This is a genomic window from Micromonospora sp. WMMA1996, assembly GCF_002573675.1.
Classification (GTDB): domain Bacteria; phylum Actinomycetota; class Actinomycetes; order Mycobacteriales; family Micromonosporaceae; genus Micromonospora; species Micromonospora sediminicola.
The window spans coordinates 1,895,736-1,915,320 of sequence record NZ_PDHU01000001.1; the positions used below are offsets into that span (position 1 = coordinate 1,895,736).

General features: G+C 74.6%; 18 protein-coding genes. 13 read left to right on the forward strand and 5 right to left on the reverse strand.

Annotated elements, in window-relative coordinates:
* The first annotated feature begins 44 nt into the window (after positions 1-44).
* From COO58_RS09090 to COO58_RS09110, 5 genes are read left to right on the forward strand one after another with little or no spacing between them, the layout of a single operon-like run.
* A complete protein-coding gene (locus COO58_RS09090) occupies positions 45-968 on the forward strand; it encodes a phytanoyl-CoA dioxygenase family protein (protein ID WP_091577522.1) in 924 nt (307 codons plus the stop codon).
* A 2-nt stretch (positions 969-970) separates the two neighbouring features.
* Positions 971-1,768 carry a DUF3050 domain-containing protein gene (locus COO58_RS09095; protein ID WP_098744581.1) on the forward strand — a complete coding sequence of 266 codons (798 nt, stop codon included), beginning with the start codon at positions 971-973 and terminating at the stop codon, positions 1,766-1,768.
* Positions 1,765-2,736 (forward strand): thiamine pyrophosphate-dependent dehydrogenase E1 component subunit alpha, encoded by a 972-nt coding sequence (locus COO58_RS09100; RefSeq protein ID WP_091574149.1) that lies wholly within the window; start codon positions 1,765-1,767, stop codon positions 2,734-2,736. Before COO58_RS09095 ends, COO58_RS09100 begins: the two co-directional genes overlap by 4 nt.
* A complete protein-coding gene (locus tag COO58_RS09105; protein WP_091574150.1) occupies positions 2,736-3,701 on the forward strand; it encodes an alpha-ketoacid dehydrogenase subunit beta in 966 nt (321 codons plus the stop codon). Before COO58_RS09100 ends, COO58_RS09105 begins: the two co-directional genes overlap by 1 nt.
* Before the next feature lie 3 nt (positions 3,702-3,704).
* The gene (locus COO58_RS09110) at positions 3,705-5,054 is read left to right on the forward strand and encodes a hypothetical protein (protein WP_091574151.1); all 1,350 of its coding nucleotides are present in this window, start codon (positions 3,705-3,707) and stop codon (positions 5,052-5,054) included.
* Here the strand turns inward: COO58_RS09110 and COO58_RS09115 are convergent.
* Positions 5,044-5,877, reverse strand: a complete 834-nt coding sequence (locus COO58_RS09115; protein WP_091574152.1) for an alpha/beta fold hydrolase — start codon at positions 5,875-5,877, stop codon at positions 5,044-5,046. The two genes, COO58_RS09110 and COO58_RS09115, sit on opposite strands and share 11 nt — an antisense overlap.
* A gap of 59 nt (positions 5,878-5,936) precedes the next feature.
* Here COO58_RS09115 and COO58_RS09120 point away from each other — a divergent pair, with 59 nt between their 5' ends.
* Positions 5,937-6,605 (forward strand): TetR/AcrR family transcriptional regulator, encoded by a 669-nt coding sequence (locus tag COO58_RS09120; RefSeq protein WP_098744583.1) that lies wholly within the window; start codon positions 5,937-5,939, stop codon positions 6,603-6,605.
* Positions 6,606-7,218: 613 nt separating this feature from the next.
* On the opposite strand, the gene COO58_RS09125 is transcribed toward COO58_RS09120, so the two are convergent.
* Genes COO58_RS09125 through COO58_RS09140 form a run of 4 tightly spaced genes read right to left on the reverse strand, consistent with a single transcriptional unit; the run spans position 7,219 to position 11,193 of the window.
* Entirely contained in the window at positions 7,219-7,944 is a 726-nt protein-coding gene (locus COO58_RS09125) for an SGNH/GDSL hydrolase family protein (RefSeq protein WP_098744584.1), read from the reverse strand.
* 41 nt (positions 7,945-7,985) lie between these two features.
* Positions 7,986-8,375, reverse strand: a complete 390-nt coding sequence (locus COO58_RS09130; RefSeq protein ID WP_091574155.1) for an MmcQ/YjbR family DNA-binding protein — start codon at positions 8,373-8,375, stop codon at positions 7,986-7,988.
* 35 nt (positions 8,376-8,410) lie between these two features.
* Entirely contained in the window at positions 8,411-9,634 is a 1,224-nt protein-coding gene (locus COO58_RS09135; protein WP_098744586.1) for an MFS transporter, read from the reverse strand.
* Positions 9,631-11,193, reverse strand: a complete 1,563-nt coding sequence (locus COO58_RS09140) for a class I adenylate-forming enzyme family protein (RefSeq protein WP_098744588.1) — start codon at positions 11,191-11,193, stop codon at positions 9,631-9,633. Before COO58_RS09140 ends, COO58_RS09135 begins: the two co-directional genes overlap by 4 nt.
* Before the next feature lie 309 nt (positions 11,194-11,502).
* Between COO58_RS09140 and COO58_RS09145 the strand changes: the two genes are divergently transcribed.
* The 7 genes from COO58_RS09145 to COO58_RS09175 all read left to right on the forward strand — a co-directional run bounded on the left by COO58_RS09145 (position 11,503) and on the right by COO58_RS09175 (position 19,559).
* The gene (locus COO58_RS09145) at positions 11,503-12,786 is read left to right on the forward strand and encodes an SGNH/GDSL hydrolase family protein (RefSeq protein WP_176558864.1); all 1,284 of its coding nucleotides are present in this window, start codon (positions 11,503-11,505) and stop codon (positions 12,784-12,786) included.
* 67 nt (positions 12,787-12,853) lie between these two features.
* Positions 12,854-14,077 carry a cytochrome P450 gene (locus COO58_RS09150; RefSeq protein ID WP_098744591.1) on the forward strand — a complete coding sequence of 408 codons (1,224 nt, stop codon included), beginning with the start codon at positions 12,854-12,856 and terminating at the stop codon, positions 14,075-14,077.
* Positions 14,074-15,072, forward strand: coding sequence for an alpha/beta hydrolase (locus COO58_RS09155; protein ID WP_098744592.1), 999 nt, complete (start codon positions 14,074-14,076; stop codon positions 15,070-15,072). The genes COO58_RS09150 and COO58_RS09155 overlap by 4 nt, the downstream gene beginning before the upstream one ends.
* Positions 15,065-16,210, forward strand: coding sequence for an alpha-hydroxy acid oxidase (locus COO58_RS09160; RefSeq protein ID WP_245666368.1), 1,146 nt, complete (start codon positions 15,065-15,067; stop codon positions 16,208-16,210). The genes COO58_RS09155 and COO58_RS09160 overlap by 8 nt, the downstream gene beginning before the upstream one ends.
* A 1-nt stretch (position 16,211) precedes the next feature.
* On the forward strand, positions 16,212-17,525 hold the full coding sequence (locus COO58_RS09165) for a PLP-dependent aminotransferase family protein (RefSeq protein WP_098744594.1): 1,314 nt from the start codon (positions 16,212-16,214) through the stop codon (positions 17,523-17,525).
* A gap of 69 nt (positions 17,526-17,594) precedes the next feature.
* Positions 17,595-17,846 carry a hypothetical protein gene (locus COO58_RS09170; protein ID WP_091574162.1) on the forward strand — a complete coding sequence of 84 codons (252 nt, stop codon included), beginning with the start codon at positions 17,595-17,597 and terminating at the stop codon, positions 17,844-17,846.
* Positions 17,847-17,885: 39 nt separating this feature from the next.
* Complete coding sequence (locus COO58_RS09175; RefSeq protein WP_098744595.1) at positions 17,886-19,559, forward strand: ribulokinase; 1,674 nt, start codon at positions 17,886-17,888, stop codon at positions 19,557-19,559.
* The last annotated feature ends 26 nt before the right edge of the window (positions 19,560-19,585 follow it).

The window sequence follows — 19,585 nt, forward strand, 5'->3', positions numbered from 1 at the left end:
CCGAGCGAAGCGAGGGCCGTGAGGCCATGCCCGGCCGGCACGGCATGACCACCATCGATCCCGGACTGACCGCCGAGGAGGAGGCGCTGCTGCCCTCCGACGACGACGTCCGGCACTACGCCGAGCACGGCTGGTACCTGTCGAAGAAGCTGCTCACCGACGACGAGGTGGACGAGCTGGTCGCCGCCACCGACCGCTACTACGCCGGGGAACGCGACCGGCGGCTGCCGGTGCGCCCGCCGAAGCTCGCCTACTGGGAGCCGGCCAAAGGCGACGTGCAGCGGCACAACGACTACGTGCACCACGAGCACGACGGCATCGCCCGGATCCTGCGCAAGCCGCTGATCGGGGCGGTCGCCGCCCGGCTCGCGCGGGCCGCCGAGATCCGGGTCTTCCAGTCGACGCTGATCTGGAAGCCGCCGATCGCCGGCGAGCCGTCCAACATCGTGCCCTGGCACTTCGACAAGCACTACTGGGCGTCCTCGTCGTCGGAGCGCATGCTCACCGCGTTCATCCCGTTCCACGACTGCGGCGAGGAGATGGGCACCATCACCATGGTCGACGGCTCGCACCGCTGGCGGGAGATCGGCGCCGACGACACCGTGGTCCGGCACTTCGCCGACCGGGACCGCGGCCAGCTCGAGGCGATGCTCGCCGAGAACGCGGCCCACAACCACGCCGAGATCCGCAAGATCCCGATGGTGATCCCCAAGGGACACATGAGCTTCCACCACTGCCGCACCTACCACGGAAGCGGCGCGAACGTCAGCGGGCGCCCCCGGCGGGCGATCTCGCTGCACCTGCAGGACGGCGACAACGCCTGGCGGGAGTATCCGCTCTCCGACGGCACGCTCGCCGCGTACAACCACGACGTGCTGGTCCGCCGCACCCACGAGGGGCGGCCGGACTACGCGGACCCCGATTACTGCCCGGTCATCTGGCGCGACCGCGCCCAGCAGGGAGGCTGACAATGTCACGGTACGACTGGGGTAGGACGCACCCGGGCATCGAGCGGCTGGAGCGGGCGGTGACCGAGCGCCGCGACGTGGTGGTCAAGCACCCGCTCTACGCCAACCTGGACACCCACGACGCGCTGGTCACGTTCATGGAGCACCACGTCTTCGCGGTCTGGGACTTCATGTCCCTGTTGAAGTCGTTGCAGCGCCAACTCACCTGCGTCACCGTGCCGTGGATCCCGACCGGTCCGACCGGCAGCCGCCGTCTGATCAACGACATCGTCATGGTCGAGGAGAGCGACGAGCTGGGCGAGGGCTACATCAGTCACTTCGAGCTGTACGTGCGGGGCATGACCGAGGCCGGCGCGGACACCACGGCGGTGGAGAAGCTGGTCGAGCTGCTGCGGGCCGGCCGGCCGGTGACCGAGGCGCTCGGCGCGGCCGGCGTGCCCGCGCCCTCGGCGGCGTTCGCCGGCACCACCTGGCGGATCATCGAGACCACCCCGGTGCACTGCCAGGCGGCTGCGTTCGCGTTCGGCCGGGAGGACCTCATCCCGGAGATGTTCACCCAGGTCGTCGCCGTCAACGAGCGCAGCAACCGGTTGAACACGTTCGTCGACTACCTGGAGCGGCACATCGAGGTCGACGGGGAGCAGCACACCCCGATGGCCATGCAGATGCTCGCCGACCTGTGCGGCGACGACGACACGAAGTGGCAGGAGTGCGCGGACACGGTGAACGCGGCGCTGAGCGCCCGCGCCCGCCTCTGGGACGACATCCTCGCCGCGATCAAGGAGGGCCGTCCGGCGTGACCGACTCCGACCCGGTCCGGCTCTACCGGACGGTCCGGCTGATCCGCCGCTTCGAGGAGCGGGCGATCGAGCTGGTCGACTCCGGGGAGATCGTCGGCGGCATCCACCCGTACCTCGGGCAGGAGGGGGTGGCCGCCGGGGTCTGCGCGGCGCTCGCCGCCGACGACCTGGTCACCGGTACCCACCGCGGGCACGGGCACGTGCTGGCCAAGGGTGCCGACCCGGCCCGGATGCTGGCCGAGCTGTGCGGCCGGGTCACCGGGCTCAACCGGGGCCGGGGCGGGTCGATGCACGCCGCCGACTTCGGCGTCGGTGTGCTCGGCGCCAACGCCATCGTCGGGGCCGCCGGCGCGATCCTCACCGGTGCGGTGTGGGAGCGCCGGCGGCGCGGCGCCGACATCGTCGGCGCGACGTTCTTCGGCGACGGCGCGGTCAACGAGGGCATGCTGCTGGAGGCGTTCAACCTGGCCGCGCTCTGGCGGATACCGGTGCTGTTCGTCTGCGAGAACAACGGCTGGGCCACCACCATGCCGGTCGCCGGCGCGGTCGCCGGCACGATCGGCGGCCGGGCCGCCGCGTTCGGCATGCCGGCGGCCGCCGTCGACGGGCAGGACCCCGAGGCGGTACGCGAGGTCACCGCCGCCGCCGTCGCGCGGATGCGCGCCGGCGGCGGCCCCGAGCTGATCGAGGCGCACACCCACCGGTTCGACGCCCACCACACCTTCGAACACCGGGTACGCCTCGACTACCGCCCGCCCGAGGAGGTGGCGGCCGGGCGTTCCCGGGACCCGGTCGACATCCAGGGCGCCCGGCTGCCCCCGGCGGTACGCGCCGACGTCGACGCCGCCGTCGAGGCGGTCCTCGACGCGGCCGTCGACTTCGCGCTGGCCGGACCGCACCCCGACCCGGCGACCGCCCTGGACCACCTGTACGCCAGCGGGCTCACCGCCCGGACCGGAGGTGGCTGATGCCCCGGCTCTCCTACCGCAGGGCGCTCACCCGGGCGCTCGCCGACGAGATGACCCGCGACGAGTCGGTCGTGGTGCTCGGCGAGGACATCCGGGTGGCCGCCGCCAACGTCACCACCGGCCTGCTCAAGCGGTTCGGCCCGGACCGGGTCCGCGACACACCGCTGTCCGAGCAGGCGTTCACCAGCTTCGCCACCGGCGCGGCGCTGGCCGGGGCCCGCCCGGTGGTGGAGTTCCAGATCCCGTCGTTGCTGTTCCTGGTCTTCGAGCAGATCGTCAACCACGCGCACAAGTTCCCGCTGATGACCGGCGGCCAGTGCGCGGTGCCGGTCACCTACCTGGTGCCCGGCTCCGGCTCCCGTACCGGCTGGGCCGGGCAGCACTCCGACCACCCGTACGCGCTGTTCGCCCACGTCGGGGTGACCACCGTGGTGCCGGCCACCCCGGCCGACGCGTACGGCCTGCTGGTCTCCGCGATCCGCTGCGACGACCCGGTGGTGGTCTTCGCCCCGGCCGGCGCGCTCGACCTGCGGGCGGACGTCACCGACCTCGCGCCGGTGCCGTTGGGCCGGGGCGTGGTCCGCCGGCCGGGTGACGACGTCACCGTGGTCGCCGTCGGGCACCTGGTGCACGACGCGCTCGCGGTCGCCGACGAGCTGGCCGACCAGGCGTCGGTGGAGGTCTTCGACCCCCGCACGCTGTACCCGTTCGACTGGGACGGGCTGGTGGACTCGGTGACCCGTACCGGGCGTCTGGTCGTCGTCGACGACGGCAACCGGTCCTGCGGCATCGCCGGGGAGATCATCGCGACGGTGGTCGAGCGGGTCCGGCTGGCCGCGCCACCCCGCCGGGTCACCCGGCCCGACGGCGCCGTGCTGCCGTTCGCGCCGGCCCTGGACCGGGCCGTGCAGCCCGGCCGGGACCAGCTCGCCGCCGCCATCCAACTGACCCTCAAGGACGGATGAACCATGGACCCGAACTACCCGTGGCCGCCGCTCGGCCAGGCGTGGACCGACCTGCCCGAGTCCACCCGCGCGGCGATGGTGGCGGCCGGCGCCGAGACGTGGGAGAAGATCTTCCACGGCCGGGCCACCTACAACAGGCAGTGGCGGCTGGCCCGCCCGCCGGTGCTCACCGCGGACGCGTTCGGTGAGCTGAACGAGGTCTGCGACCGGATCGCCCAGCTCATCCTGGAGGCGTGCCGGCGCCGCGCCGGCACCGCCGGTGAGCTGCGCCGGCTGCTCGACGTGCCGGAGGGGGAGACCCGCCTGCTCGACCCGGACGAGGCGCTGCACGACGGGCTGCTCGCCGCGTACCGCCCGGACGTGCTCTTCTCCGGCGGCGTGCCGTGCATCGTGGAGTACAACATCGACAGCAGCCTCGGCGGCGGCTTCGACGCCGACACGGTGATCCAGCGCTACGCGGAGCTGTACCGCTCGCGCGACCTGCTCGACGGCCTGCGGCCTGCGCCGTCCCTGCTGGACCAGCGGTTCGTGGCGATCCGGGACACGCTCGGCCTGCCCGAGGGCGCCCGGGTGGCGCTGCTGATGGACTTCGAGGCGGACTATCCCGGGCTGGACGATCCGGAGACGTTCATCCGGATCCTCTCGCCGCTGGTCGACCAGGCCCGGCCGTTCGGCATCGACCTGGTCATCGCCCCGCTCGCCACCGCCACGCTGGACGAGGAGAGTCGGCTCGTCGTCGGCGGCGCGCCGGTGGACGCGCTGTTCCGGTTGTTCGTGCCGAACCGGGTCACGCCCAGCGCCGGCCTGGACGCGGTGGCCGGCGCGCTGGCCGCCGGGACGCTGCCGATGTTCGTCAGCAGCGCGGCCTGGCTGCTCAGCAACAAGCTCAATTACGCCTGGCTCTGGGCCGACCTCGACCTGCTGCCGGAGCCCGACCGGGCGTTGATCCGCCGGTACGTGCCGCACACCGTCGCGCTCACCGCCGACCAGCTCGACCGGGCGCTGGCCGGGCAGGCCGACCTGGTCGCCAAGCCGGCCGGCGGCTCGGCCGGGCACGGGGTGCTGATTGGCCGGGAGATGAGCGCGGTGGCCTGGGAGGACGGGGTGCGCGCCGCGATCGACGCGGGCGGCAACATCCTGCAGCGCTATCACGAGGCGGACCGGGTGGCGATGGACTTCGTGCAGATCGAGACCGGGGAGACGGTCAGCGCCGAGGTGCCCTGGAGCCTCGCCCCCTACCTGTTCGGGCGCACCGGCTCCGGCGCGCTGGCCCGGGTCGGCTATCCCGGCTGCGAGGGTGTGCTCAACCTGGCCCGGGGTGTCCTCATGACCGGCGTCCTCCTCACCGACTGACCCCGCCGGCGGCCGGGGTGGTGAAGAAGGCGGCCAGCGGGGTGGTGAGGGCCGGCGGGGCGACGGCGATGCCGTTGTGCGGGCTGCCGGGAACGCGCAGCGTGCGGGCCCGGGGGAGGACGGTGGCAAGGAGGTCGTTGGTCTCGGTGAAGAACGGTGCGGCCTTGGCTCCGCTGATCAGCAGCGTCTCGGCGGTGATGCCGGCGTACTGCTCGGCCGGCCCCTCGTGGGCCACGATCTGGCGTGACTCGACGAGCGTCATGCCCACCAGCGAACCCATCGTCCGGCCGACCTCGGTGCGCAGGAACGCACGGGTGAGGGCCGTGCGCACCGCCAGCGGAAGCCGGGACGCGGCGGACTGCGGGTTGACGGCGGCGGCCACGATCGCCAGGGCGCGGGCGGTGTCGCCGGCCCGGACGGCGGCCTCGGCCGGATCCAGGAACGCCGTCGACATGCCGTGGCCGTCGAGTCGCAGCGGGGCGTCGTAGACCGCGATCCGCTCCAGCGGCAGCCGCAGCGCGGCGCGCAGCACCACGAACGCGCCGTAGCTGTGCCCGATCGCCCAGTGGGTGCCAGTGTGCGCGAGCACCGCGCCGAGGTCGTCGATCTCCTGCTCCACCGTGTACGGCTCACGCCGTGGCGGCGCGTCCGCCCGACCCCGCCGGTTGTACAGGTGCACGGTGAACCGGTCGGCGAGCCGGGCGGCGAGGCGACGGTACTCCGCGATCGTCACCCCGCCGCCGTGCACCACCACGAGCCCCGGCCCGGTGCCCGTGGAGTGCACGACGATGCCCGCGCCGTCCGGCGCCGTGATCCGGTGCATGACTGTCCCCTCTCCGACCCCTCAAACTGCGAACGACGTTTGCAGTTTACAGTGGGAGGGTGAGCGACGCATCCACCGGAGGGTCGATCTGGGCCCGGCCCCGGCGCGGCACCCGCGGCCCGACCCCGACGCACGGCCGGGACGAGATCGCCGCCGCCGCGGTCGCGCTGGCCGACGCCGACGGGCTGGGCGCCGTGTCGATGCGGGCGGTGGCCGGCGCGCTCGGCATGGCCGCCGGCTCGCTCTACCGGCACCTGTCCTCCCGCGACGACCTGCTGGACCTGATGGTCGACCGGTGCGTGGGAGAGTTGCGGCCGTACCCGACCGACGACGGGAGCTGGACCGACCAGTTCCTCCTGCTGGCCCGCCGCCAACTCGCGCTGCACCGTCGCCACCCGTGGCTGCCGGACGCGCTCTCCCGACGGGCGGTGCCCGGGCCGAACACGCTCGCCTACTTCGACGCCTGTCTGCGCATCCTGGCGCCGGTCCCGGCCGGCGTCGCCGCGAAGTTCGAGGCGATCGCCATGGTCACCGGCGTGGTCTCGCTCTTCGCCCGCAGCGCGGCGGCCACCGGCACGGTGACGTTCGACCACGTCGACCTGGCGGACCACCCGCACCTGGCGGCGGCGTTCGCCGCCCCCTCGCCGGCCCCGCCGCCCGGGGACGACCTGTTCGCCCGCACGCTGCGCGCGCTGCTCACCGGCCTCCTGACCGCCGACCGGCCCTGAGTTCCCCTGCCGGCCACCGACGGGCGGTTCCCGGTGTGCCCGACCGTGCCTGGGCCGTGTCCGGCGTCGGTGGTGTTCCTGGTGGTGCCTGACCGCGCCCGGTCGTGTCCGGTGTCGGTGGTGGCGTTCGGGTGGGGCGGCGTGATGCGTCTTCGACTGTCTTTCGAGGGACGGTTCCTGGTGTGCCCGACCGCGCCTGGTCGTGTCCGGTCTCCGTGGTGGCGTTCGCGTCGGGCAGCGCGATGCATTTCCGCTGCCTTCCGAGCTGATATCAGAAACGACTCAGAGCGTGCGGCCACGGGGCGGATCCCGGAGACGGCGTCGGTGAGTCGTTGGTGATATCAGCTCGAAAGGCCCTCGCAGGTGATCGGCCTCCGCCACAGGCTCCGGGAGTCGTCCAGCCCTGTCGGGCCCGGCGCGTGTGCTCGCGCGAACCCGGCCCGTGCCGGAGTCGCCGGCCCGACCGCGCCGTGAGCCGCACGCCTGAGCCGCGCCGTGTGCCGCACGCCTGAGCCGCGCCGCCTGAGCGGCACGCCTGGGCCGCTCACGTCCGGACCCGCCCGGCGCGCAGAGCCGCGCCGCGGACGGCGTCGGGCCGGGCCGGTGTGGCCGGCTATGTGGCGGGGGCCGGTCCGTGCCGGAGATCGTCGCCGGCGGGTGGCCGGGAGGTCTCGCGGGTGGCGAGGACGCGCAGCGTCTCGGCGGTCGCGATCGCGTCGCTGCGGGCGCTGCCGTGCCGGCCGTCGCCGCTGTAGAGCGACGGGTCCGCGACCAGCGGGTGGTCGGTCAGGTGCACGTGCAATGTGCCGAGGCGCTGCGCCACCGCGCGGGTGTGCGTGGACAGCCGGCGCATCCGCTCGCCCAGGCCGGCCCGCAGCGCGTCCGGCACGGCCGGGCTGTGCGACACGTCGAACATGCCCACCGTGATCACGTCCGCCCCGGCGTCGCGCAACGCGGTGACCATCGCGGACAGCTCGGCGTCGACCGCGTCCGGGTCGTAGCCGGGCCGGAACGCGTCGTTGCCGCCGCACACCACCAGCGCCAGGTCCGGGCCGAAGGCCAGCGCGTCGGTCAGTTGGGTGGCCCGTACCTCGTGCGCGCGCAGCCCACGCCGACCCAGGTTCAGGTATGCCAGATCGGGCCGCACCCCGCGTAGCTCGGCCGCGATCCGGTCGGCCCACTGGACGTCCGGGTAGCCGTCGACCGGCTCGCAGAGCCCTTCCGCGACGCTGTCGCCCAGCACCACGAACCGGTGCCACGGATGCCCGCGTAACAGCTCGCCGGCCTCACCGGGGCGCAGGCACCACGGGTCCGTTGCCTCGGTCAGCGTCGATGGCATGCCCGGCAGGCTAGCCGAGCCGACGCGCCGGAGGAAGACCGTCAGGCGCCGGCCCGGTGCGCGGCGGCGAGCCGCTTCGGGGCGCGGGCATACCACGCCTCGGTGAGCAGCTCGGTCAGCTCGACCGCCCCGATCCGGTCGAGCCGCACCAGCACCGCTGGATAGCCGTCGAGGTGGGGCACGGTGAAGTAGACCGCCGGGTCGTCGGCGAGCAGCGCCTCCTTGGCGCCCAGGTCGGGCACCCGGGCGGCGAGGATCGGCCCGTCGGGGGCGGCGTCGCCGAGCGCGTCGAGGTCGGCGCGGCGCAGCGGCCGTTCCCAGGCGAACATCTTGTCGCGCACCCGCCAGGCCGGCAGGTCGTCGTAGGACCCGCGCTCGGTGGTCTCGGGCAGGGCCAGCGCGACCCGCCGGACGTCGTCCCAGCTCGCCATGGGCCGACCCTACGCCCACCCACCGACACCGCCGGTCAGGCCGGCGTCGCCGCGACCGGCTCCGACGCCGGGCGGTCGGTCGACGAGCGGGTGAACAGCAGCGGCACCACGGTGAGCACCAGGCAGGCCACCGCCATCACCAGCAGCGCCCGGTGCAGCCCGAGCACCGCCACCGACCAGCCGCCGAGCAACGCGCCCACCGGAAGGCCGAGAAAGGCCACCGAGCCGGAGATGCCCAGCACCCGGGTCTGCAACGTCTCCGGCACCCGCTGGTAGAGCGCCGCGCCGAGCAGCGGGTTCACCGCCGCGATCCCGATGCCGGACAGGAACGTCACCACCAGCACCACGACCAGGTCGTCGCTGAGCGCCAGGGCGAGCAGCCGGGGCGTGCCGCTGAGCGCCAGCCCCAGCGCGAACACGGCCTGCCCCGGCAACCGCGTGCCGAGCACGGTGAACAGCAGGTTGCCCAGCAGCGCGCCGGCGGAGAACACCCCCAGCAGCAGCCCGAACCCGGCCGGGTCGCCGAGCACCTCGCTCACCCAGAGCGGAATCCAGACCGCGACGCTGGCGTTGGCGAACATGTTGGACGCCGACACCACGATCAGCATGGTCAGCAGCGTCCGGTCGGTGCGCAGGTACGCGAAGCCGCCGCGCAGCGCCCGCAGGTAACGCTCCCGGGGCGCCGGGTGCGCCGGCGCCGGCGGCCGGACCAGGAGCCCGATCAGCAGCGCGCACACCGCGAACGTGGCCGCGTCGATCCAGATCGCCCGGGTCAGCCCCACCCAGTCGATGAGCAGACCGCCCAGCACCGCGCCGAACAGCGTCATCCCCCGGGCCAGCCCGTCGTAGGCGGAGGTGAGGCGGATCAGCGGCACCCCGGCCCGCTCCGCGGCCGGTTTGAACAGCACGTGCTTGACCCGGTCGCCGATGCCGCGCAGCCCGCCCGCGATGGCCACCAGCACCAGCAGCGTGCCGAACCCCAGCCAGGGCGCCAACGCCACCACCGCCATCGCGGCGGCGCTCGCGGCGTCCACGACGACGGAGGTACGGCGTACCCCGAACCGGTCCGCCCACGGGGTGGCCAGCGCGCTGGAGAGCATGTACGGCAGCGTCTCCGCGGCCGCGACCAGGCCCATCCGGGTCGGGCTGCCGGTGGTCTCCAGCACCAGCCAGGGGATGGCGACCACCGAGATCCGGGTGCCGAGGTTGGACAGCAGGTCGGCGCCGACCAGGGTGTACAACTCCCGGCGCGGGTTCACGCCGAGGTCCCCACCGCGTCGCTGTCGGCCGGGTGCGCGGCGGCGTACCAGGCCCGCAACGCCCGTTTGTCGACCTTCGCGGACCGGTTCAGCGGCAGTGCGTCGACGAACTCCACCGCGCCCGGCGCCCACGTCCCGCTCAGTTCCCGGGTCACCAACGCGATCAGCTCGTCGCCGGTGACGGTCGCGTCCGGCGCGGGCACCACGTACGCGTGGGGCAGTTCTCCGGCCACCGGGTCCGGCACGCCGATCACCGCGGCGGCGCGGACCTCGGGGTGGCCGGCGAGCACGTCCTCGATCGGGCGGGAGTAGATCGGCCAGCTGCGCTGCCGGGTGAGGATCCGGTCCTGCAGCCGGTCGACCAGGTAGAGGAACCCGTCGGCGTCGAGGTGGCCGATGTCGCGGGTGCGCACCCAGCCGTCGACGAGCGACTCGGCGGTCAGCTCGGGCTGCCCGTGGTAGCCGGCGAAGCTGAGCTTCGTGCGCACCCACACCTCGCCGTCGACGTCGGCCGGCAGCACCCGCCCGTCGGCGTCGCGGATCTGCACCGTCACGTCCCCGTACGGCCGGCCGCAGGACCGCAGCCGCTCCGGATGCTCCGGGTCCTCGGTGAGCCCCGGCAGCGCGCAGATGACCACCGCCTCGCTGAGGCCGTAGACGATCCGCAGGCACGGGCCGAACCGGGCGATCGCCTGACGCAGCCGGGCCGGCGCGGCCGGCCCGGCGCCCACGTTGAACATGAACATCGCGGAGAAGTCGGCGCCCGGCAGGTCGGGGTGGTCGAGCACCTCGTAGAGCATCGGCGGGGTGACGAACGTGGAGGTGAGCCGTTCGGCGTCCACGGTGGCGACGAACGCGGCCGGGTCCCACCGCTCGCGCAGGAACAGCACCCCGCCGGTGAACAGGTTGAACAACGTGGTGATCTGGCCGCTGGCCAGCCACATCGGCGAGTGCGACAGGTGTCGCAGCAGCGGGAACCCGGCGCCCCGGAAGTCGGCGGCCAGCGCGAGCACCTGCCGGTAGAAGCTCTCCCGGTGGTGCACCAGCTTCGGCGTGCCGGTGGTGCCGCTGGTCTGCAGGAACGACTCCGGCGCGGGCACGTCGGCCGGCGGCGGCGCCGCCGGCTCCGCGCCGCCGGCGGTCAGGTCCGGCCCGGCGCCGCCCGGCCCGAGGCAGAGCACCGGTACGCCGGCCAGGCCCGCGGCGAGTTGCCCGCCCAGCGGGTCGCGCGGGTCGTGCACGAAGACCTCCGGTTCGGCCAGCGCGACGAACTCGTCGATCTCGCGGCGGGAGGTGACCGGGGCGATCCACATGCTGCGGCAGCCGAGCAGGTGCAGCGCGAGTTGCAGCAGCGGCCCCTCGAGCGTGTTGCCGAGCATCACCAGCACCGCCGCGCCCGGCCGTACGCCGTGCCGGCGCAGCGCGGCGGCCAGGGCGCGCACCTCGGCGGCGACCTGGGTGTAGGTCAGCCGGCGGTCACCCGCGACCAGCGCCTCCCGGTCACCGAATCCGGCGAACAGGTCCAGCGCCTCGTGCACGTAGTTCGGGCGGTCGGTCATGGCAGCCCCCATCGTGGTCCGCGAACGGCGTCCGGGCAGGTCGGAGCCGGGATACGACGGCAGGTGCCAGGGTCGGCGACCGCACCGCCGCCGGTTCCGAGCCTAGGCATCGGCGGTCCACGGCGGACAGAGCCGATCGGCGTCGGCTCGCGCCCCCCGGGCATTTGATCAGGTCGATCAGGTTGATTGACGCTCGTCATCGCAGACGGCTAGTTTCCCGTCCATCGACCGGGCGGTGGCGCCGACCGCGCCACGCCCGGGGCTGCCGACCATGGAGGATCGATGCCGACCCCGAAGAGATGGCACGTCATAGCTTCCGCCGCAACGCTGCTGCTCGCCGGTACCCCGGCGGTCACCGCGAGCGCCGGTCCCACCGACACCGACCGCGCCGGGCACGGGCGCGCGGAGTGGGCCGGGAGCTGGGCCGCGGCGGTGACCCGCGGGAACACCGTGGGGCTGACCAACACCGGCCTGAACGACCAGAGCATCCGGATGACCGTGCAGACCACGGTGGGCGGTCCCCGGCTGCGGGTCCGGCTCACCAACCTCTACGGCGAGCAGGCGGTGAAGGTGGGCCACGCGACGATCGCCCGGCCGAACACCGCCACCACCGACGACCTGTCCGACGTCGACCCGGCCAGCGTCCGCGAGCTGCGGTTCTCCGGCGGCACGTCGGCGACCATCAACAAGGGCGCGGAACTGCTCAGCGACCCGCTGCCCTATCCGGTGGCCGAGCAGGAGGACCTGGTGGTCACCCTGTACTTCCCGGTGCTCACCGGCCCGGTCACGTTCCACGGCCAGTCCCGGGTCACCAACTTCATCGGCGCGACCGACCTGACCACGACCCCGGGCGGCGCCGGATTCACCATCAAGCCCAACTGCTGCTGGATGTTCCTCTCCGGCATCGACGTCGAGCGGCGGACCACCCCGGGCTCGGTGGTGGTGCTCGGCGACTCCATCGGCGACGGCAACGGCAGCACGGTCAACGCCGACCAGCGGTGGCCGGACCTGCTCGCCGAGCGCCTGATCGACGCCCGCCCGGAGGTCCGCACCCCGGGTGTGCTCAACCTCAGCCTGGCCGGCAACCGGCTCAACCACGAGGGCACCGAGCCCGGCGCGGGCGGCTTCCCCGGCTACTACGAGCTGGGCCCGAACGCGTTGGCCCGGCTCAACGAGGACGTGTTCCCGCAGACCGGGGTGCGCACCGTCATCACCCACCTGGGCATCAACGACATCTGGATGAGCGGCGACAGCGCGGAGGCGATCATCGCCTCGCTACGGCAGCTCAACCAGCAGGTCAAGGCCCGCGGCCTGACCAGCCTGGTCGGCACGATCACGCCGTACGAGGGCAACGGCGGGCCGGGGGTGTGGACCGAGGAGAAGGACGCCACCCGCAACGCGGTCAACGCCTGGCTGCGTGGTGCCGGGCGGGCCGAGTTCGACGGCGTGCTCGACTTCGACGCCGTGCTGCGGGACCCGGCGCGGCCGAGCCGGCTGCTGCCGGCGTACGACGCCGGGGACCACATCCACCCGAACGACGCGGGCGCGCGGGCGATGGCGAACGCCGTCCCGTTGCGGCTGCTCGGGCTGTGACACCGGGCGGGGGCGGCGTCGGCACGGCGGCCGCCCCCGCCGCCTTTCCTGGGGAGGAACGACCGCCGTGGACGTCAGCGAGATCCTCACCGGCCTGTACAGCGAGCAGGGCCGGCAGAACCCCTATCCCTTCTACGCGGCCCTGCACGCGCACGGGCCGATCAACCACATTCCCGTCCGGGCCGAGCACAGCACCGTGACCGCCGTCGCCGGCGGCTACGACGTGGTGGACCGGATCCTGCGCGATCCCGACTGGTACAAGGGCCTCCCGCCGGGCTGGGAGGAGCAGGAGATCCTGCGCACCTTCCTCACCTCGATGATGTTCGTCAACCCGCCGGACCACACCCGGATGCGGGGCGTCTTCGCGAAGACCTTCACGCCGCGTCGGCTCGGCGCGCTGGAGCCGGTGGTGGTGCGGATCGTGGAGGAGCGGCTGGACCGGATGGCCGAGGCCGGCGGGCACGGCGCGGAGGTCGACTTCGTCGCCGACTTCGCGTACCCGGTCCCGGCCCTGGTGATGGCCGAGTTCGTCGGCCTGCCGGCGGCGGACCTGGCCTGGTACCGGCAGCGGGTCGACTGGATCGACGAGTACATGGACGTCTCCGGCAAGACGCCGGAGCGGCTGGCCCGGGCCAACCAGGCCGCCGAGGAGCTGCGGGTCTACTACCGGGACCTGATCGCCCACCGGCGCCGCTCACCCGCCACCGACCTGATCAGCGGGCTGGTCGAGGTGCTCGACGCGGGCGACGTCGACCTCACCGAGGACGAGTTGATCAGCAACCTGATCGTGCTGTTCAACGCCAGCTTCGTCACCACCGTCTACATGTTCAGCAACGGGCTGCCGCTGCTGCTGGACCACCCCGAGGTGACCGCCGCGCTGCCCGGCGACGACGCGCTGGCCCGCGGCTGCGTGGACGAGGTGCTGCGGATGGAGAGTCCGGTGCACTTCCTGGCCCGCTCCGCGCCCGCCGACGCCGACGTGGACGGCGTCCCGGTCGCGCGCGACGACAACGTGCTGCTGCTGATCGCCGCCGCCAACCGCGACCCGGCCCGGTTCCCCGACCCGGACCGCTTCGATCCGCGCCGCGACGGCCCGCCGTCGCTGGCGTTCGGCGTCGGACTGCACTTCTGCCTCGGCTCGGCGGTGTCCCGGCTGGAGGGACGGATCGCGCTGCCCCGGCTGTTCGCCCGGTTCCCCCGCCTCGCCGTCACCCAGCCCTACACCTACAGCGGGAGTCTCTTCCTGCGCGGCATCGACAAGCTCTTCGTCACCACCGGGGAGGCCGGATGACGCTCGACCCGCAGGTCCTCGCGTGGCGGGCCGCGCGCGCCGCCACCGGCGCCGCGCCGCTCTACACCCAGACCCTCGCCGAGGCCCGCGCCGCCGACCTCGCCGCGATCCGCGCCGGCTCCGGCGCGGTCGAGCCCGTCGCCGAGGTACGCGACACGCAGGTGCCCGGCCCGGGCGGGCCGCTGCCGGTGCGGATCCACCGGCCGCCCGGCGACGGCCCGCTGCCCACGCTGGTCTGGTTCTTCGGCGGTGGCTGGACGCTCGGCAGCGTGGACACCGCCGACGGGATCTGCCGCCGCCTGGTCAACCTGGCCGGCTGCCAGACCGTGACCGTCGGCTACCGGCTCGCCCCGGAACACCCGTTCCCGGCCGCGGTGGAGGACTGCCACGCCGGGCTGCGCCACGTCGCCGCGCGGGCCGACGAGTTCCGCGTCGACCCGGACCGCCTCGCGGTCGGCGGCGACAGCGCCGGCGGCAACCTGGCCGCCGCGGTGACGCTGCTGGCCCGCGCCGACGGTGGTCCCCGGCTCGCCGCCCAGGTGCTGGTCTACCCGAACACCGACCAACGCCCCGGCGAGCGCCCGACCGACGACGAGGACCCGCTGCTGTTCAACCGGCACTCGGTGCGGTGGTACCGGGACCACTACCTCGCCGACCCCGGCGACGCGGCCCACCCGCTCGCCTCGCCGCTGCTCGCCGAGAACCTGTCCGGACTGCCCCCGGCGCTCGTGGTCACCGCCGGGCACGATCCGCTGCGCGCCGAGGGCCGGCGGTACGCCGAGCGGCTGCGGGAGGCCGGCGTGCCCACCGAGACGGCCGACTACCCGGGCATGGTGCACGGCTTCTTCGCCATGCCGGGCGTGTTCGACGCCGGTCGCGAGGCCCAGGAACGGGCCGCCGCGTTCCTGCGCGAGCGGTTCGGCCCCGACCCGGCCGCTCCGCCGGCGGGCGGGACGTCGGCCGGGAGCGCGGCGGGGGTGGGCGCCCATGGCTGAGGCGCCCGGCGCGGCGACGGGCGGGGCGCCCCGGGTGGCCGACCCGGCGCCGGGGTTCGTGCCGCCGGTCAGCCTGGCCGACTTCGCCGCGTTGGCCCGGTCGGCGCTGCCGGCCGACGTGTGGGACTTCGTCGACGGCGGCAGCGGCACCGAGACCGCGCTGGCCGCGAACCGGGCCGCGCTGGACCGGGTGGCGGTGCTGCCCCGGATGCTGGCCGGCGTGGACGACCCGTCCACCGGGGCGGCGCTGCCGGGCGGCCCGGCCGCGCTGCCGGTGGCGGTCGCGCCGATGGCGTACCAGCGGTTGCTGCACCCCGACGGCGAGCCGGCGCTCGCGGCGGCGGCCGGCGCGGCCGGCGTGCCCTACGTGGCCAGCACGCTGTCCAGCACGCCGATCGAGGAGATCGCCGCCACCGGCGCGACGGTCTGGTTCCAGCTCTACTGGCTGCGCGACCGGGGTCTGGTCGCCGATCTGCTGGACCGGGCGGCGGCCGCCGGCTGCGCCGCGCTGATGGTGACCGTGGACGTGCCGGTGCTCGGCCGCCGGCTGCGCGACGCCCGCAACGGCTTCGCGCTGCCGCCGCACGTCACCGCCGCCAACCTGCCCGGCGACCGGGACGACCTGGCCCACCAGGGCACTCCCGGCGTGTCCGCGGTGCAGGCGCACACCGGCGCGGTCTTCGCCCCGGCGCTGGGCTGGGCCGACCTGGCCTGGCTGCGGGCGCGTACCCCGGTGCCGTTGCTGGTCAAGGGCATCCTGGACGCGCGCGACGCGGTCCGCGCGGCGGACGCCGGCGTGGACGCGGTGGTGGTCTCCAACCACGGCGGCCGGCAGCTCGACGCCGCCCCGGCCACCGCCACCGTGCTGCCGGAGGTCGTCGACGCGGTGGCGGAGCGGTGCGCGGTGATGCTGGACAGCGGCATCCGCAGCGGCACCGACGTGCTGCGGGCGCTCGCCCTCGGCGCCACCGGTGTGCTGGTCGGCCGGCCGCTGCTCTGGGCGCTCGCCGCCGGCGGCCGGGCCGGCGCCGAGGCCGCCCTGGCGCTGCTCGCCGCCGAGCTGCGCGACGCCCTCATCCTCAGCGGCTGCCCGGACCCGGTCGCGGCCCGGCGGCTGCGCACCCGGATCGGAGGCTGACGTGGAGCCGGTGGACCTGGCCGTCACGACGCTGCACGGCAGCGTCGACGACCCCGCGCTGAACTCGATGAACTTCCTCAACGAGGTGGCGCAGCACTACCCGGAGGCGGTGTCACTGGCAGCCGGCCGGCCCTACGAGGAGTTCTTCGACTCGGCGCTGCTGCACGCGCACCTGGACCGGTTCCGCCGGCACCTCGCCGACGACCTCGGGCTGGACCGGGCGCAGGTCGACCGCACGCTGTTGCAGTACGGGCGGACCAAGGGGATCGTGCACCACCTGATCGCCCGACACCTGGCCGTGGACGAGCGGATGACCGTCGACCCGGAGACGATCGTGGTGACGGTCGGGTGCCAGGAGGCCATGTTCCTGGTGCTGCGCGCGCTGCGGGCCGACCCGGCCGACGTGCTGTTCGCGGTCGCACCCACGTACGTCGGGCTCACCGGCGCGGCCCGCCTGGTCGACCTGCCGGTGCGCCCGGTGGCCGGCGGGCCGGACGGGGTGGACCTGGCCGACCTGCGCGCCGGGGTGCGCCGGGCCCGCGCCGAAGGGCTGCGGCCCCGGGCCTGCTACGTGATGCCGGACTTCGCCAACCCGTCCGGGGTCAGCATGGACACCGCGCACCGCCGCCGGCTGCTGGACCTGGCCGCCGCCGAGGACCTGCTGCTGATCGAGGACAACCCGTACGGCCTGTTTCCGGCGGCCGGCACGGACCGGCGGCCGACGCTCAAGGCGCTGGACACCGCGCGGCGGGTGGTCTACCTCGGCTCGTTCGCCAAGACCGTGCTGCCCGGCGCGCGCGTCGGCTACGTGGTCGCCGACCAGCGGGTGGGTGGCTCCGACGGCACGGTCGGCCCGCTCGCCGACCAGCTCGCGAAGATCAAGAGTATGGTCACGGTGAACACTTCGCCGATCAGCCAGGCGGTGATCGGGGGCGCGCTGCTGGCGCACGACTGCTCGCTGGTGGCCGCGAACGTGCGGGAGCGGGCCGCGTACGCCCGCAACCTGGGTCACCTGGTCGACGGCCTGGCGCGGCGCTTCCCGGCCGGCGGGCCGGTGCGCTGGACCGTGCCGGCCGGCGGCTTCTTCGTGGTGGTCACCGTGCCGTTCCCCGTGGACGACGCGCTGCTGCACCGCTCGGCCCGCGAGTACGGCGTGCTCTGGACGCCGATGGCGCACTTCTACGACGCCGGCACGCCGGTGCGCGCGCTGCGCCTGTCGGTGAGCGCGGTCACGCCGGCGCAGATCGACCTGGGCCTGGACCGGCTCGCCGCGCTGGTCGGCGACGTGACGGCCGGCGTGGGCGCGCCGGCGTGACGGCGCACTGTCGTCGTTCCGGCACCACCCGTGTTCCCCGCCGCGGTGCGGTCCGTTGATAATGGACGGATGGTTGCCTGGGAGTACGCGTTGCTGGTCCGTCGCTATCAGGGGCAGGGCCGCAATTTCCACGTCACGTTCGTCTGGTACGGCCCGGACGGCTCGCGCTCCGACGTGACCGCGTACGGCGACACCGCGATCGCCCACCTCAACCGGGTCGGCCGCGAGGGCTGGGAGCTGGTCTCCGCCGCCGAGGACGTGAACAACGTGCAGGGCAGCACCGAGGTGCACCGCTACCACCTCAAGCGCCCGCTGCGCTGACCCGATAGCGTCTCCCCGCCGGCAGGGGAGGGGACAGCCATGGGTCGGTTCGTGGTCGGGGTGGACCTGGGCACGCTCTCCGGGCGGGCCGTCGTGGTCGACGTGGTCGACGGCGCCGAGCGGGGCAGCGCGGTGCACACCTACCGGCACGGGGTGCTGACCGAGCGGCTCCCCGGCGGGCCGGCGCTGCCGCCCGGCTGGGCGCTGCAGGACCCGGCCGACCACGTCGAGGTGCTGCGGACCGCCGTGCCCGCCGCCGTCCGCGCCGCCGGGATCGACCCGGCCGAGGTGGTCGGCATCGGGGTGGACGCCACCTCGTGCACGGTGCTGCCCACCCTGGCCGACGGCACCCCGCTCGCCGAGCTGCCCGACCTGCGGGACCGGCCGCACGCCTGGCCGAAGCTCTGGAAGCACCACGCCGCCCAGCGGCAGGCCGAGCGGATCACCGCCCTGGCCGGGGCGCGCGGCGAGGGCTGGCTGACCCGCTACGGCGGCCGGGTGTCCGCCGAGTGGCAGCTGGCCAAGGCGCTGGAGGCGCTGGAGGAGGACCCGGCCGTGTTCCACCGGGCCCAACACTGGGTGGAGACGGCGGACTGGCTGGTCCGGCGGTTGTGCGGGCGGGCCACCCGCAACGCCTCCGCCGCCGGGTTCAAGGGACTGCGGCAGGACGGCCGCGACCCGGACGCCGGCTTCCTCGCCGCGCTGCACCCGGAGCTGCCCGACCTGCTGGCGAAGCTGGACCACGGCCCGCTGCTGCCGCCGGCCGCCCGCGCGGGCCTGCTGACCGAGGAGGCGGCCGGCTGGACCGGCCTGCCCGCCGGCGTCCCGGTCGCGGCCGGGGCCATCGACGCGCACGTGACCGCGGCGGCGGCCCGGACGGTCGCGCCGGGCCGGATGCTCGCCGTCCTCGGCACCAGTACCTGCCTGATCCTGAACGCGGAGCACCGGCACGAGGTGCCCGGCGTCTGCGGGGTGGTCGCGGACGGGGTGACCGCCGGCCACTGGGGGTACGAGGCCGGGCAGAGCGGGGTCGGCGACATCTTCGCCTGGTACGTCGAGCGCGGGCTGCCCGCCGCGTACGCCGAGGAGGCCGCCCGGCGCGGCCTGTCGCCGCAGGACCTGCTGGACGCGCTCGCCGCCGACCAGCCGGTCGGCGGGCACGGGCTGCTGGCGCTGGACTGGCACAGCGGCAACCGTTCGGTGCTGATGGACCACGAGCTGAGCGGCGTGCTGGTCGGGCTCACGCTGGCCACCCGGCCGGAGGACATCTGGCGGGCGTTGCTGGAGGCGACCGCGTTCGGCGCCCGCACCGTGCTCGAGGCGTTCGGGTCCGCCGGGCTGGCCGTGGACGAGCTGACCGTGGCCGGTGGTCTCACCGCGAACCGGTTGCTGCTGCGCGTCTACGCCGACGTGCTGCGCCGCCCGCTGCACGTGCTGGCCACCGCGCACCCGGCCGCGCTGGGCGCGGCGATCCACGCGGCGGTCGCCGCCGGCGTGTACCCGGACGTGGAGCGCGCCTCGGCGGCCATGGGCGCTGCCCACCGCGAGACGGTCCAGCCGGACCCGGCCCGCGCCGACGCCTACGACGACCTGTACGCCGACTACCGCGCCCTGCACGACCACTTCGGCCGGGGCGGCACCGACCTCCTGCACCGCCTCCACGCCCGCCGCGCCCCCCGTCCCGCCCCGGCCGACCCGTCCTCCCCGGGGTGACCAGGGAGTTCGGGTCGGCGGCGGTG

What these genes read in the sequence shown, in the direction of transcription:
- COO58_RS09090 (WP_091577522.1), top strand. Translation starts at nt 45, where the DNA reads ATGACCACCATCGATCCCGGACTGACCGCCGAGGAGGAGGCGCTGCTG.
- COO58_RS09095 (WP_098744581.1), top strand. Translation starts at nt 971, where the DNA reads ATGTCACGGTACGACTGGGGTAGGACGCACCCGGGCATCGAGCGGCTG.
- COO58_RS09105 (WP_091574150.1), top strand. Translation starts at nt 2,736, where the DNA reads ATGCCCCGGCTCTCCTACCGCAGGGCGCTCACCCGGGCGCTCGCCGAC.
- COO58_RS09110 (WP_091574151.1), top strand. Translation starts at nt 3,705, where the DNA reads ATGGACCCGAACTACCCGTGGCCGCCGCTCGGCCAGGCGTGGACCGAC.
- COO58_RS09115 (WP_091574152.1), bottom strand. Translation starts at nt 5,877, where the DNA reads ATGCACCGGATCACGGCGCCGGACGGCGCGGGCATCGTCGTGCACTCC.
- COO58_RS09125 (WP_098744584.1), bottom strand. Translation starts at nt 7,944, where the DNA reads ATGCCATCGACGCTGACCGAGGCAACGGACCCGTGGTGCCTGCGCCCC.
- COO58_RS09130 (WP_091574155.1), bottom strand. Translation starts at nt 8,375, where the DNA reads ATGGCGAGCTGGGACGACGTCCGGCGGGTCGCGCTGGCCCTGCCCGAG.
- COO58_RS09140 (WP_098744588.1), bottom strand. Translation starts at nt 11,193, where the DNA reads ATGACCGACCGCCCGAACTACGTGCACGAGGCGCTGGACCTGTTCGCC.
- COO58_RS09155 (WP_098744592.1), top strand. Translation starts at nt 14,074, where the DNA reads ATGACGCTCGACCCGCAGGTCCTCGCGTGGCGGGCCGCGCGCGCCGCC.
- COO58_RS09160 (WP_245666368.1), top strand. Translation starts at nt 15,065, where the DNA reads ATGGCTGAGGCGCCCGGCGCGGCGACGGGCGGGGCGCCCCGGGTGGCC.
- COO58_RS09170 (WP_091574162.1), top strand. Translation starts at nt 17,595, where the DNA reads ATGGTTGCCTGGGAGTACGCGTTGCTGGTCCGTCGCTATCAGGGGCAG.
- COO58_RS09175 (WP_098744595.1), top strand. Translation starts at nt 17,886, where the DNA reads ATGGGTCGGTTCGTGGTCGGGGTGGACCTGGGCACGCTCTCCGGGCGG.